The sequence below is a fragment of the Nocardioides jiangxiensis genome, from assembly GCF_030580915.1.
GTDB classification, from domain to species: domain Bacteria; phylum Actinomycetota; class Actinomycetes; order Propionibacteriales; family Nocardioidaceae; genus Nocardioides; species Nocardioides jiangxiensis.
On record NZ_JAUQTA010000001.1, the window covers coordinates 1,395,058 to 1,408,642 of the forward strand.

The window sequence follows — 13,585 nt, forward strand, 5'->3', positions numbered from 1 at the left end:
CGCGCCGCGAGAAGGGTGCGCCACGGGTGGTCCAGACGTCTCCGGAAATGCCGAACGCCACCCGTTCGGGGCCGCGAATGGCCCGAACGGGTGGCGTCAACGAGTCCGCGTTGTCGGAGTTGCCGGAATCAGCGCTGGCGCGGGCTGTACGACGGCGTCGACTTGTTGAACGCCGCGTTGCGCGCGGCCGCGGTGTTGCGCGCGAGGAGGAGGAAGAGCTGCTCGACCCGCTCCCGCGCGAAGGTGCGCCGGGGCGAGGAGTTCCAGCTGTCGTTGAAGAGCCGCTTGGCCGCGGCCAGCTGGTCGGGCGAGCGGCCCTTGAGCTGCTCGGCCAGGGCGAAGGCGGCAGCCAGCGGGTCGGCGTCGATCTCGGTGACCAGACCCATGTCGCGGGCCTCCTTGCCGGAGAACATCTCGGCGGTCATGGTGAGCTTCTTGGCGGTGTCGATCCCGACCAGCTCCTTGAGCGCCTGGATGCCCGACATGTCGGGGATCAGACCCCACTTGCCCTCGAGCACGGACCAGGTCGAGTCCGGCGTCGCGAAGCGGAAGTCGGCTGCGAGCGCGATCTGCAGGCCACCGCCGAGGCAGTTGCCGTGGACCGCGGCGATCACCGGCACCGGGATCCGCCGGAAGCCCCACGGGGCCTCCTGGAAGATGTTGGTGCCGCGCAGCGGGTTCGGCACGAAGGCACGGAGGATGCCGCGCGGGTTCTTCAGCACGTTGGCGAAGTCCAGGCCGGCACAGAACGAGACGCCCTGGCCGCTGACGACGACCGCGCGCAGGGTCTTGTCCTTGCGCAGCTTCTTCGACGTCGCCGCGAGGTCCGCCAGCAGGTCGAGCGTCAGCGCGTTCATCTTCTCGGGGCGCGCGAGCTGGACGTGGGCGATGCCGTCGACGGTGGTGCAGGAGACGTAGGACATGGGCCGAGGTTACTCCCGGGTAGCCACTGGCGGCGAGGGCGATTCCCCTCACACCGCTACCGTCTCCCCATGCGCGACGTGAGCAGCAGGGTCCGGCTCTCCGTGAGCACCCCGGCCGACCTGGTCTTCTCGGTGGCCGTGGCATCGACCAACACGGTCGAGTCCGAGTCGCTGACCGTCACGCTCGACGGCGTACCGCTCGACCCCTCTGCGGTCGTCGAGCTCACCGACGCCCACGGCACCCGGCTGCACCGGGTCGCCGCCCCCGCCGGCGTCCTCCAGGTGGAGTACGCCGCGACCGTCGGCGGCAGCACGCCGCTCGACGCCGAGCCGATGGACCAGGTGGAGTACCTCCGCCCCAGCCGCTATGCCGACTCCGACCGGCTCGCCAACGTCGCCTACTCCCACCTGGGCCACCTCATGGGCTGGGACCTCGTCGAGGGTGCGCGGACCTGGGTGCTCGACAACGTCGTCTACGCCCCGGGGAGCACCGACCCGGTGGACGGCGCACTGGAGACCTACCTCAGCCGCGAGGGCGTCTGCCGCGACAGCTCCCACCTGATCGTGGCCTTCCTGCGTGCGCGCGGGATCCCGGCACGCCTGGTGTCGGCGTACGCGCCGGGGCTGCAGCCGATGGACTTCCACGCGGTAGCCGAGGTGCTCGTGGACGGCGCCTGGTTCGTCGTCGACGGCACGGGCCTCGCTCCCCGACCGGCCCTGGTCAGGATCGCCACCGGCCGCGACGCGGCGGACACGGCGTTCCTCACGATCGTCAGCGGTCGCGCCGACCTGCTCGAGGTCTCCGTGTCCGCCACGTCACGCGACGGGCTGCCCGCCGACGACGGCCGCCAGCGGGTCCGCATCGGCTGACCCCGAGCAGCGGACGCCGCAGGCCGATGCGGCTAGACCCGGGTGACGTCGACTGCGACGTTGAGGGTCGAGGCTCCCGCCGCCTCGGCGAAGACCACGCCCTTGAGCGGCGAGACGTCGCGGAAGTCGCGGCCCCAGGCGGTGACCACGTACCGCGAGTCGGCGAGGTGGTCGTTGGTCGGGTCCAGGTCGACCCAGCCACCGCCCGGCACCATCACCGACGCCCACGCGTGGGAGGCGTCGGCACCGGCCAGCTTGACCTGTCCCGGCGGAGGCTGCGTCTCGAGGTAGCCCGAGACGTAGCGCGTCGGCAGGCCCAGCGACCGGAGGCAGCCGATGGCGAGGTGGGCGAAGTCCTGGCAGACGCCCTGCCGGAGCTCGAGCAGCTCGGGCAGCGTCGTGCGCACGGTGGTGACGCCGGACTTGTAGGCGAAGTCGCGGTGGATGCCGCGTGTCAGCGCGAGGATCGCCTCGCCCAGCGGCGTGTCCGGACCGATCACCGACCGGCAGTAGTCGAGGACCGCCGGGGCGGGCTGCACCAGCGGCGACGGGAGCAGGTGCCCGACGCGCTCCACCGAGTCGGCCGTCTCCAGCAGCGCGGCCGCGGCCGAGGCGACGGTCCAGCGGTCGAGGGCAGCCAGGTCGGGCTGCGGCCAGTGCACCTCGAACCGGCTCCGCTTCTCCACCACGAGCTCGTTGTGGGCGGTCTGGATCTCGACGTAGAAGGAGTGGTTGCCGAAGTGGTCGACGTGCTCGGTCATCACCTGCGGGTCGGGCGAGACCAGCACCTCGTTGGAGAGGACGCGCTGCGACGGGGTCTCCCGTGGCGCCAGGAAGCCACGCTCGAAGCACGCCTCCACGGGACCCTCGTAGGTGTACGTCGTGCGGTGCCGCACGTCGTACTGGCGCGGGGTCCAGTCCTCGGGCCCCTGGCTCACGACGTCACCGCCCAGCTGATCGGCAGCGTGCGCTGCGAGGTCTTCCGCGCGAAGCGGCGGCGGGTCAGGTCGTCGGACACCGCGTGCAGCGTGGCCCGCACCTCGGCCAGGATCTCCCCCAGGCCCGAGCGGTCACCGGCGCAGGCGTCGACCAGGTCGACGCGTGCGATGTGGTCGGCCAGTGCCTCGGCCTTCGCGGCGAGCACGTCGTCGCCGACCAGGCGCAGGTCCTCCACGAGCCGGTCGACGCTGAACGCGACCGAGCGCGGGTTGCCCCTGTCGAGCAGCAGCAGCGACACCGCCGAGTGGATCGGCCAGACCGGGCCCTCACCGGCCACCGTGCGGCGACGGTGCGTGAGGATCGACTCGCCGACCTCGAGCACGGCCTCGGTCAGCTGGCCGTCGATGATCGGCGGCCGCTCGTGCGCCAGCGTCGACGCGAGCAGCGCCACCGTGAACTGGGCGCGCTCGAGGCGGATGCCACCGTCGAGGAAGCCCCACGTCTCGTCGCGGACCATCGACTCGGCGATGACGCCGGAGACGGCCAGCAGCGACTCCAGCACGTCGTACAGGCGCGGCTGGAGCTGGTGCTCGTCGGAGGGCACGTGCGCCAGGGTCCGGTCCAGGCGGGACAGGACGTGCCAGATGTCCTGGGAGAGCTGGTCACGGACCCGCTGGGCCGCGTCGCCGAGCCGGTCCGCGGCGTAGCGCAGGCTCCCCGACTGCTGCGGGTCGACCACCATCGCGCGGACGTGCTGACGCGGCTGGGCGGGATCGCCCGGCACGCGCGTGATCGCCGTGGCCGCGGCGAGGAGGGCGCGCATCGCCTGCTCGCCGGGGGTGCCGGGTCGCGCCGCGTGATCCTCGACGAGGTCGTCGCACACACGCAGGATGCGGCCCGCCGCCTCGGCCCGCTCGGCGTACCGACCCAGCCAGAAGAGGTTGTCGGCGACGCGCGGCGCGACGACGGCGCGGGGCCGGACCGCCACGAGCTCCGGACGTACGCCGGGGTCGCCCCAGCCCGCCTCCGCCGTCTCCGGCGCGAGGACCCAGACGTCCTTCGCGACCGCGCCGGCGGAGCTGGAGACCTGCAGCCGCGAGGGCCCGGTCGCGGCCCGGGCCAGGCCTCCCGGCATGACGTGGCGCTCGCCGTCGCGCTGCGCCCAGAAGGTCCGCAGGACCAGGCGCCCGGGCACCAGCCCGGTCGGGGTCGCGACGGGCGTCGTCGACAGCGGCAGCGGCTCCTGGCCGACCCACGCCCACGGCTCGGCCTCGATCCGGCGGCGCAGCAGGTCGCGGTCCTCGGCCGACAGTGCCCCGCCGAGCTGGGCCTCCACCTCGCGACCGGGCGCCAGGGGACGCAGCACCAGCCGGTCGAAGTTCGCCACGACGTGGGCCAGCCCGTCACGGTCGCCACACCACCAGGCCGGCTTGGCCCCGAGCTCGAGGTCCTCGCCGAGGAGGGCCTGCGCCACGGCCGGCAGGAACGGTGTGAGACCGGGGTTCTCGAGCACCTGGGCACCGAGCGGGTTCGCGACCGTCACCGTCCCCTGGCGGGTCGCCTCGACCAGGCCCGGCAGGCCCAGCTGGGAGTCCGCGCGCAGGTCGAGGGAGTCGCAGTACTCCGGGTCCACGCGGCGCAGCACGACGTCGACCGGCTCGAGCCGGCCCGCGGCACGCAGCCAGACCCGTCCGTCGCGCAGCGTCAGGTCGTCGGACTCGGCGAGGGGGAAGCCGAGGAGGCTGGCCAGGAAGCTCTGGTCGTACGCCGTCTCCGACATCGGGCCGGGCGAGAGCAGGACGACACGGGGCACCTCGCTCGTCGGCGGAGCGGCCTCCCGCACCGCCGCGGACATGGTGTGGAAGAAGCCACGCAGGCGAGCCAGCTCGGTGCTGCGGTGCAGGCCGGCGAGCACCCGGGTCGTGACGCGGCGGTTGGCCATCGCATAGCCGGCGCCGGACGGCGCCGACGTGCGGTCGGCGAGGACGCGCCAGCTGCCGTCGCTGTCGCGGCCCAGGTCGTGCGCGCCGAGGACGAGGCCGCCGCGGCTGCGGATGCCGTCGACCTGGCGGAGGAACCCGGGGTGGCCCAGGACGACCTCGGCCGGGATCACCCCGCGACGCAGCAGGAGGCGGTCGCCGTAGAGGTCGTCGAGGAGGGCGTCGAGCAGCGCGGCGCGCTGCTGGACGCCGCGCTCGATCCCGGCCCACTCCTCGGCCGTCAGCACCACCGGAAGCGGGTCGAGCCGCCAGTGGCGGTCGTGGATCCCGTCCGACCCGCCGACGCCGTAGCGGATGCCGTCGTCGTGGACCAGCCGGCGGGTCTCCGCCCGGGCCGCCATCAGTCCGCCCTGGCCCATCGCCTCGAGCGCGTCCGCGAGCAGTCGCTGTGTCGGCCGGACGTCGTCGCCGGAGACCAGCTCGTCCTCGCCGCGCAGCGGGTCCGGCTCACGGCCGTCCAGCCGCGCGCGGTAGGCCGCGAGCACGCCGGACGCCGCAGCAGGCGCGGCGGCGACGGCCGGGTCGGGCGAGGAGGTCACGCGCTAGACCTTAGGCCGTGCCGGACGCAGCGGACGTCGTCCATCCATCGCCTACGGCCGGTTGCCCGGCGAGAAGCGCCGGAGGTCCAGGGTCGTCGGGTACTCGACGCCGGCTGCCGCGTCGATGGGGGCGACGGCGTCGACATCGACCGGACCGGGCGTGTGACCGCCGGCGCGGAACCGGGTCGCCCGGCGTGCCTCGGCGCTCATCGCGTTGACCGGCCGGTCGTCGTACGAGCGGCCGCCGGGGTGCACCACGTGGTAGGTGAACCCGCCGAGGCTGCGCGCGTTCCAGCGGTCCACGAGGTCGACCACGATCGGCGAGTGGACCCCGATGGTCGGGTGCAGGGCCGAGTACGGCGCCCACGCTCGGTAGCGGACGCCTGCCACGAAGTCGCCGGGCACGCCGGTGGCGGTCAGCGGCACGGGTACGCCGTTGCAGGTGACCACGTGACGCCCCTCGACCAGGCCCGTCGCGCGGATCTGCAGCCGCTCGACGCTCGAGTCGACGTAGCGGGCCGTGCCACCGAACGCCATCTCCTCGCCGAGCACGTGCCACGGCTCGATCGCCTGCCGGGCCTCGAGGTGGACTCCTGCGACGTCGACCTCTCCCAGCCGCGGGAAGCGGAACTCGAGGAAGGCGTCGAACCAGGCCGGGTCGAAGAGCGGGGCGTCCGGGTCCTGCGCCCGGAGCCAGGCGTTGAGCTCGGCCACCACGTCGTACAGGTCGGCGGTGGCGAAGGCCGGCGTCAGGAAGCGGTCGTGCAGCCGGGTGCCCCAGCGCACGAGGGCGCCGGTGTAGGGCTTGTTCCAGAAGCGGGCCACCAGGGCCCGCACGAGCAGGGCCTGCACGAGCGCCATGCGCGGGTGCGGGGGCATCTCGAAGCCCCGCAGCTCGAGCAGGCCGAGCCGGCCGCGGTCGCCGTCGGGGCTGTAGAGCTTGTCGATGCAGAACTCGGCGCGGTGCGTGTTGCCGGTGAGGTCGGTGAGCAGGTGCCGCAGCAGTCGGTCGACGATCCACGGCGCGGGCACGCCGGCCGCTCCGTTCGATGCGGCCTCGCGGGTCGCGCGCTCCAGCTCCGCGAAGGCGATCTCGAGCTCGTAGAGGGTCTCGTTGCGGCCCTCGTCGACCCGCGGAGACTGGCTGGTCGGGCCGAGGAAGCGGCCCGCGAAGACGTAGGACAGCGCCGGGTGGTGCTGCCAGAAGGTGAGCAGGCTGCGCAGCAGGTCGGGACGGCGCAGCAACGGGCTGTCGGCGGCCGTCGGGCCGCCGAGGGTGAAGTGGTTGCCGCCACCGGTGCCGGTGTGGGTGCCGTCGACGTCGAACTTCTCGGTGCCCAGCCGGACCGCCTTCGCGTCCTCGGCCAGGGTCTCGGTCACCTCCCGCAGCTCGTCCCAGCTGGCCGTCGGCTGGATGTTGACCTCGATGACACCGGGGTCGGGGGTGACGCTGAGGCTCAGCGTGCGCGGGTCCCCGGGCAGCGGATAGCCCTCGATCACGACCGGCATCCCGACCGCCGCCGCACTCGCCTCGATCGCGGCGACCAGCGCGAGAGCGCGGTCCAGGTCCGTGAGTGGAGGGAGGAAGACGAACAGGTGACCCTCGCGCGCCTCGACGACCACCGCGTGCCGCGGCGCCGACTCGACGGGGAGGACCTCGGCCGGCTCGTCCGCGACCAGCTCGGCGTACGCGGTCAGGGCGGGCCGCGGCGCGAACGGCGAGGCGTCCGGCAGGTCCGGCGGTGGGTTCCAGGCGATGCTGTCGAGCGGAAGGCGCAGCCCGGCCGGCGAGTCGCCGGCGGTGAGGTAGAGCCGACGGCGACGCAGGCGCCACCGGGTGGTGCCCCAGCCCTCGCCGGAGGGGTTCTCGAAGACCGGCACCACCCAGGCGCGCTCGCTGGCCAGGGAGGCCTCGTCGACCTCCTCGACCATCCGGGCCGACCCCTCGGGCTCCCCCCAGGGCTGGCGCGCGGCGTCCCAGCGCGCGGCGTACGGGTCGTCATAGGCAGGGAGGACGTGGTCCGCCGGCACTCCCAGGCGCGCTCCGAGCCCGGCCGCGAGCTCCCGGACCTGGTCGCCGGTCGGCTCGGTCGGCGGGCCCCACGGGTGGTCCAGCAGGGTCGCATCCGACCAGACCGGCTCGCCGTCCGTGCGCCACGTGACCTGTGCCTGCCAGCGCGGCAGCGGCTCCCCGGGGTACCACTTGCCCTGGCCGTGGTGGACCAGGCCGGACGGCGCCCAGCGCTCCTTGAGCCGTGCGGTCAGCTCCCGCGCCAGCGCGCGCTTGCCGGGTCCGTCGGCTGCGGTCGCCCACTGCTCGCTGGCCTGGTCGTCGATGCTGACGAAGGTCGGCTCGCCACCCATCGTCAGCCGGACGTCGCCCGCCTCGAGCAGGCCGTCGACGTACCCGCCGAGGGCGTTGACGGCCGCCCACTGGGCCTCGCTGTAGGGCAGCGTGATGCGCGGGTCCTCGTGGATCCGGGTGACGGTGTTGGAGAAGTCGAAGGTGACGCCGACCGGGTCGGTGGCACCCGCGATCGGCGCCGACCCACTGGGATGCGGGGTCGCGGAGAGCGGGATGTGACCCTCACCCGCGAAGAGCCCCGACGTCGGGTCGAGGCCGATCCAGCCCGCCCCCGGGACGTAGACCTCGGTCCAGGCGTGCAGGTCGGTGAAGTCCGCCGCGGGGCCGCCGTCCGCGACGTCGTCGGGGGTCAGCTGCACGAGGTAGCCCGACACGAAGCGAGCCGCCAGCCCGAGCTCGCGGAGCACGCTGACCAGCAGCCAGGCGGAGTCGCGGCACGATCCGATCGCCCGCTCGAGGGTCTGGTCCGGCGTCTGCACGCCGGGCTCCATCCGCACCGCGTAGGCGACGCTGCCGTTGACCGCCTGGTTGGCGCGCACGAGGAAGTCGACGATGCCGGTCGTGCCGGCGAGCGAGGCCAGGTCGTGCTCGGCGAGCCATGCCGTCACCAGCGGCCCCGGGCCCGTGCCCGGCTTCTCGTCGACGGGCCTGAGGTAGGGCTCGAGGTCGGCGAGCAGGTCGGCGGGGTAGGCGAAGCCGTAGTGCTCGGCGTACTCCTCGACGAAGAAGTCGAACGGGTTGATGACGGTGAGGTCGGCGACCAGGTCGACGGTGATCTCGAGCTCCGTGACCGGCTCGGGGAAGACCAGCCGCGCCATGAAGTTGCCGAACGCGTCCTGCTGCCAGTTGAGGAAGTGGCCCCGCGGGCTGACCGTCAGCGAGTAGGACTCGATCGGCGTCCGGGCGTGCGGCGCCGGCCGGAGACGGACCGTGTGCGGGTGCACGGTCACCGGTTCGGCGAACGTGTACGAGGTGCGGTGCTCCAGTGCTACACGGATGGTCACGGCCGCCACCGTAGGGGCGCCACATTGCGCGCGCGTTTCCGCCGGGGCCGCCCGCGTGAACTCGTGGCCACACCGCGGGCTCGCTCCGCACGACCACAGGCCCCGCCCCGTTGTCGGGGCAGGGCCTGGGAGCGACGCGGTCGAGGTGCTCGCGGTCAGGCCGCGGCGGCGTCGAGCTCGGCCTGGATCGCCTTGCGTGCCTTCCGGCCACCGGTCGACATCCTGTAGAGCTGCGCCATCCGCTTCGGAGCCGTGCGCGGCGTCGTCGTCGCGAGCCAGCCATTGGGCAGGGAGAGGCGGAAGACCTTGTGCCAGGCCGAGCCGAGCTGGCGCGGGAACGAGCCGGTGGCGTACGGCAGGCCGTACTTCTCGAAGACCGCGCGGACCTTCGGCGCGACCTCGGCGAGGCGGTTGGAGTTGAGGTCGGGGAAGAGGTGGTGCTCGATCTGGTGCGACAGGTTGCCGCTCATGATGTGCATCAGCTTCGACCCGGAGATGTTCGCGGACCCGAGGCCCTGGCGGAGGTACCACTCGGCCTTGGTCTCGCCCTCGATCGAGGTCTTCTCGAAGACCGCGACGCCCTCGGGGAAGTGACCGCACATGATGACGGAGTGGCTCCAGATGTTGCGGCCGACGTTGGCGATGAAGTTCGCCGCCAGGGTCGGGAGGAAGCCACCGAACGGCGCAGCGACGAGCGGGTGCACGACGTAGTCCTTGGTCGCCTGCTTCCGGATCTTCTTCAGCGCGGCCGTCACCCCCTTGGTGAAGTGCTCGGGGCGGTCCTCCTTCTTCATCGGGAGGTACTTGCCGAGCTGCAGGTCGTAGGCGGCGATGCCGTACTCGAAGAAGCAGGCGTTGAGGGCGTTCCAGAGCGGCTGGGCGAGGAAGAAGGGGTGCCAGCGCTGGTCCTCGTCGACGCGCATGATCGAGTAGCCGAGGTCGTTGTCCTTGCCGAGCACGTTCGTGTAGGTGTGGTGCAGCTCGTTGTGGCTGTGCTTCCAGGCCTCGGCCGGGGTGGCGTTGTCCCAGTCCCAGGTGGTCGAGTGGATCTTCGGGTCACGCATCCAGTCCCACTGGCCGTGGAGGACGTTGTGGCCGATCTCCATGTTCTCCAGGATCTTGGCGACCGTCAGGCCCGCCGTGCCGGCGACGAAGGCCGGCGGGAAGACGCTGGCCAGCAGCGTCACGCGCGAGCCGACCTCGAGCCAGCGCTGGAAGGCGATCATCCGGCGGATGTACGCCGCGTCGGACGCGCCGCGCTTGGCGAGCACCTCCTGGCGGATCGCCTCGATCTCGGCGCCGAAGGCCTCGATGTCCTCCGGCGTGAGGTGGGCCGTCGGGTTGTCGTCGAGCTTCTGGATGGCAGTCATGGTGTCTCCCTGTCCGAGGTTCAGTGGTCGAGGTGGCACGGGCCGGCAGCGGCCGTGATGCAGGTCTGGATGTTGGCGGGGCCGGACATCGCGTCGGCCGTGGTGACCTCGCCGGTGCGGAGGTCGCGGACCGCGCCCTCCTTCAGCGGGAGGACACAGCCCATGCAGATGCCCATCCGGCAGCCACTGGGCATGAGGACGCCGGCCGACTCGGCGGCGTCGAGGACGGTGGTCGCGCCGTCGGCCTCGATCTCCTGGCCGCCGACGTGGACGGTGCCGCCCTCGCCGGCGACGATCGTGCTCGCCCGGAACTGCTCCGTCTGCAGCGGCAGGCCCAACGCCAGGTGGTGCGCCTCGAGCGCGGCGAGCAGGCCACCCGGCCCGCAGGCGTACGTCGTCCGGCTGGCGAGGTCGGGCACGAGCAGGCCGAGCGCGTCGACGTCGAGGACGCCGTGCTCATCGTCGTAGCGGGCAACGAGCGTGATCGCGCCGGCGGCGTCGAGAGCCTGGAGGTCGCTGAGGAAGATCGAGTCGGGCCTGCTCGGCGCGACGTGGACGACGGTGATGTCGAGGTCCGCGCTGCGGGCCGGCTTCAACACGCCCGAGTCCGTCGACGGGAAGAGGTTGCGCAGCATCCCGACGACGGGCGTGACACCCGAGCCTGCGGTGACGAAGAGCAGCTTGCGGTGCGACTCCGGGGTCACGCCCTGCTCGTCGGCCGGCAGGACGAACTCGCCGGCGGCCTGCTCGAGGTGGACCAGCGTGCCGACCTTCGTGCGGTGCACGAGGAAGTTGCTGACCTTGCCCTCGGGCACGGCCTTGACCGTGACCGAGATGAGCCCGTCGCGACGCGGGCCGTGGGTCAGCGAGTAGGCGCGCCAGTTGCGCACGCCGTCGACGTCGACGCCGATGCGGACGTACTGGCCCGGCACGTGGCCGGCCCAGTCGGCGCCGGGCTTGATCACGATGGTCGCGGCGTCGCGGGTCTCGGGCTCGACGGCCACGATGCGGCCGCGCAGCGGAGCGCCGGCGCGGAGCGGCGCGACCAGGTCGAGGTAGTCGGCGGGCAGGAGCGGCGTGGTGGCCGCTTCGACGACCCGCGTGAGGAGCGAACTCATGTGTTCCAGTCTCGGCGCCGTCGCGCGTAAACTCCTGACTGCTGCCGGTGAATCCAGCGGCATCTTTTGTTCGCTCCGCACAAAAGGATGCAGGACGTGACCGATCGCCTCATGACTCAGCCGCTCGGCTTCTCCGAGGAGCAGCTGGCCGCACTGCGGGCCCGCCTCCCGCGCCTCGGCGAGAAGGTCGTGGCAGCGATCATGGCCGAGGTCCCGGCGTACTCCGCGGCGTTCCAGGGGCGGATGGGCAAGACCATCCAGACCGCCGTCACGGTCGCGCTGGCCGGCTTCTTCGACATGACGACCTCGCCGGGCGCCGACGCGACGAACGCAGCGGCGCAGGTGCGCGCTGCGGCGTACGAGCTGGGCCGGGGCGAGGCCCGCTCGGGGCGGAGCCTGGACGCCCTCACCGCGGCGTACCGGATCGGCACGGCCACCGCCTGGCGCGACATGAGCCGGGTCGCCGTCGAGCACGGCCTGAGCGCGGAGGGGCTGGCCGGCTTCGCCGAGGTGGTCTTCGACTTCCTCGACCAGCTCTCCGCCGAGAGCCTCGCCGGCCACGCCGAGGAGCTGGCCCGCAGCGGTCGGCTGCGCGAGCGGCAGCTGGCCCAGCTCGCGACCGCCCTCATCGGCGGACGTGAGGAGGAGCGCCTCGCGCAGCTGGCCGAGCAGGCCGACTGGGCTGCTCCCCAACGACTGACCGCCGTGATCCTCCCGCTCGCCGCCGCCCGCTCGGTGCGTCCGATCCTCGACCCCCGCACCCTCGGCCTCGCCGGCGACGTGGAGGCGCTCGAGCCGTACGGCGGGCTCCCCGACCACGCGGTGCTCCTCGTGCCGGGCGCGCGGGCGGTCCTGCTGCGAACCCTGGGCAGCACCACCGCCGTGGTCGGTCCGACGCTGCCCTGGAAGCAGGCGCAGGCGTCCTTCCAGCGCGCCGCCCGCGCCCTGACCCTCGGGCTGGACGACGGCCTCGTCGACACCGACCTGCACCTCGCCTCGCTCGTCGTCCTCGCCGATGCGGCCGCCCACGACGACCTGCGCGCCCGGGTCCTTGCGCCCCTGGCGCCCCTGCGCGACGGGCAGCGCGAGAAGCTCACCGATACGCTCCGCGCCTGGCTGCTCCACCAGGGCCGCCGCGACGACATCGCCGAGGCCCTCTTCGTGCACCCGCAGACGATCCGCTATCGCATGGGCCAGCTCCGCGAGGCGTACGGCGAGCGGCTGGAGGATCCGTCGTTCGTCCGTGACGCGACGATCGCGCTCGGCTGAGGCCGCTCCGTCAGGCGTTGACGATGGCGACGACCAGGTTGATCGTGGTCGCGAGGATCAGGGCGCCGAAGACGTACGACAGCAGGCAGTGCCGGAGCACGACCGACCGGATCTCCGTGCGGGTCACGTCGGTGTCGGAGACCGCGTAGGTCATGCCGAGGTTGTAGCTGAAGTAGAGGAAGTCGCGGTACGACGGCTCGGCGTCCTGACCGTCGTCGTTGAAGTCGATGCCGCCGGCCGAGCCGGTGTAGTAGAGGTCGGCGTAGCGCGTCGCGTACATGAGGTGGACCGAACCCCACGCCAGGAAGACGCCGGCGAGGGCGAGCGCAGCCGTTGCACCGTCGGCACCGTGGCCCAGTGCCATCAGCACCACGATCGCGGCCAGCCCGCCGACTGCGGCGAAGACGATGATGGCCTCCTCGAGCGCCTTGTCGACCACCTCGCGGCCGACGAACTCGCGCGTCTCCCCGGCGTCCATCGGCCAGAGGACGACCCAGCCCACCACGACGAAGACACCTGAGCTGAGGGTGATCCCGACGAGGACGCCGAGCTCGGGACCGGCGAGGGCAGCCGTCGCGAGAGCGCCGAGCAGACCGAGGACCGAGGCACCGATCACCCGCGGGATCGCGGACATCGGCTGACGAGGGGCCATCAGGCGACGGTGTCGAGCGTGTGGCTCTGACCGTTGACCGTGAAGGTGTCGCCTGCGCGGAGGCCGGCGATCGCCTCACCGACCGGCGAGTCGCCACTGATCCCCTCGTAGGTGACCCCGTCGACCTCGAACGCGTCCGAGAGCACGCCGACGACGTACGACGAGCCGTCGAAGCAGACCACGGCCCCCGGGCCCACGACGTCCGTGGGCGCGACATCGAGCGCCTGCGCTGCGTCCAGTGCCGCCTGCTGCCGGCTCAGCGAGATCTCGAGGAGCGCACCGAGGTCACCCGCCTCGTCGGCCTGGGACAGGTCGTCGTCCTGGTAGGTGTCGCCCTCCGGGATCCGGCTGGCTGCATCGTCGTCGCGGACCTGGGCCCGGAGTGCGTCCAGCGCCTCGGTCGCACGGGCGACGAGTGCCGCCTTGATCCGCTGCTTCGCTGCCTGGTCCATGTGACTGCCCCTCGTTCGCGGTGACCCCCAGGAGCCATGATGCCGCGTCGGCGCGCCTGTCGCCCGGCATGACCTAGCGTCGGG

The 13,585-nt window shown here is 72.8% G+C and carries 10 protein-coding genes; 2 read left to right on the forward strand and 8 right to left on the reverse strand.

Annotation, left to right across the window (positions count from 1 at the left end):
• Positions 1 to 128: 128 nt before the first annotated feature.
• Positions 129 to 923 (reverse strand): crotonase/enoyl-CoA hydratase family protein, encoded by a 795-nt coding sequence (locus tag Q5722_RS06790; RefSeq protein ID WP_305027447.1) that lies wholly within the window; start codon positions 921 to 923, stop codon positions 129 to 131.
• Between the two features lie 69 nt (positions 924 to 992).
• On the opposite strand from Q5722_RS06790, the gene Q5722_RS06795 reads away from it, so the two are divergent.
• Positions 993 to 1,793, forward strand: coding sequence for a transglutaminase-like domain-containing protein (locus tag Q5722_RS06795; RefSeq protein WP_305027448.1), 801 nt, complete (start codon positions 993 to 995; stop codon positions 1,791 to 1,793).
• A gap of 32 nt (positions 1,794 to 1,825) precedes the next feature.
• Here Q5722_RS06795 and Q5722_RS06800 read toward each other — a convergent pair whose 3' ends face one another.
• The 5 genes from Q5722_RS06800 to Q5722_RS06820 all read right to left on the reverse strand — a co-directional run bounded on the left by Q5722_RS06800 (position 1,826) and on the right by Q5722_RS06820 (position 11,128).
• Positions 1,826 to 2,731, reverse strand: a complete 906-nt coding sequence (locus tag Q5722_RS06800; RefSeq protein ID WP_305027449.1) for a transglutaminase family protein — start codon at positions 2,729 to 2,731, stop codon at positions 1,826 to 1,828.
• Positions 2,728 to 5,271 (reverse strand): circularly permuted type 2 ATP-grasp protein, encoded by a 2,544-nt coding sequence (locus Q5722_RS06805; protein ID WP_305027450.1) that lies wholly within the window; start codon positions 5,269 to 5,271, stop codon positions 2,728 to 2,730. Before Q5722_RS06805 ends, Q5722_RS06800 begins: the two co-directional genes overlap by 4 nt.
• Before the next feature lie 51 nt (positions 5,272 to 5,322).
• Complete coding sequence (locus Q5722_RS06810) at positions 5,323 to 8,640, reverse strand: transglutaminase family protein (RefSeq protein WP_305027451.1); 3,318 nt, start codon at positions 8,638 to 8,640, stop codon at positions 5,323 to 5,325.
• A gap of 155 nt (positions 8,641 to 8,795) precedes the next feature.
• Positions 8,796 to 10,010 carry a fatty acid desaturase family protein gene (locus Q5722_RS06815; RefSeq protein ID WP_305027452.1) on the reverse strand — a complete coding sequence of 405 codons (1,215 nt, stop codon included), beginning with the start codon at positions 10,008 to 10,010 and terminating at the stop codon, positions 8,796 to 8,798.
• 20 nt (positions 10,011 to 10,030) lie between these two features.
• Positions 10,031 to 11,128: a ferredoxin reductase gene (locus Q5722_RS06820; RefSeq protein ID WP_305027453.1), complete on the reverse strand. Its 1,098-nt coding sequence runs from the start codon at positions 11,126 to 11,128 to the stop codon at positions 10,031 to 10,033.
• Between the two features lie 96 nt (positions 11,129 to 11,224).
• Here Q5722_RS06820 and Q5722_RS06825 point away from each other — a divergent pair, with 96 nt between their 5' ends.
• Positions 11,225 to 12,397 carry a PucR-like N-terminal domain-containing protein gene (locus Q5722_RS06825; protein WP_305027454.1) on the forward strand — a complete coding sequence of 391 codons (1,173 nt, stop codon included), beginning with the start codon at positions 11,225 to 11,227 and terminating at the stop codon, positions 12,395 to 12,397.
• Positions 12,398 to 12,407: 10 nt separating this feature from the next.
• On the opposite strand, the gene Q5722_RS06830 is transcribed toward Q5722_RS06825, so the two are convergent.
• The gene (locus Q5722_RS06830) at positions 12,408 to 13,049 is read right to left on the reverse strand and encodes a DUF1345 domain-containing protein (RefSeq protein WP_305027455.1); all 642 of its coding nucleotides are present in this window, start codon (positions 13,047 to 13,049) and stop codon (positions 12,408 to 12,410) included.
• Entirely contained in the window at positions 13,049 to 13,501 is a 453-nt protein-coding gene (locus Q5722_RS06835; protein WP_305027456.1) for a hypothetical protein, read from the reverse strand. Before Q5722_RS06835 ends, Q5722_RS06830 begins: the two co-directional genes overlap by 1 nt.
• Between the last annotated feature and the right edge of the window lie 84 nt (positions 13,502 to 13,585).

Bases quoted from the DNA above. Each gene is read 5' to 3' on its own strand.
- Q5722_RS06835 (WP_305027456.1), bottom strand. From the start codon at position 13,501: ATGGACCAGGCAGCGAAGCAGCGGATCAAGGCGGCACTCGTCGCCCGT.
- Q5722_RS06830 (WP_305027455.1), bottom strand. From the start codon at position 13,049: ATGGCCCCTCGTCAGCCGATGTCCGCGATCCCGCGGGTGATCGGTGCC.
- Q5722_RS06820 (WP_305027453.1), bottom strand. From the start codon at position 11,128: ATGAGTTCGCTCCTCACGCGGGTCGTCGAAGCGGCCACCACGCCGCTC.
- Q5722_RS06795 (WP_305027448.1), top strand. From the start codon at position 993: ATGCGCGACGTGAGCAGCAGGGTCCGGCTCTCCGTGAGCACCCCGGCC.
- Q5722_RS06815 (WP_305027452.1), bottom strand. From the start codon at position 10,010: ATGACTGCCATCCAGAAGCTCGACGACAACCCGACGGCCCACCTCACG.
- Q5722_RS06790 (WP_305027447.1), bottom strand. From the start codon at position 923: ATGTCCTACGTCTCCTGCACCACCGTCGACGGCATCGCCCACGTCCAG.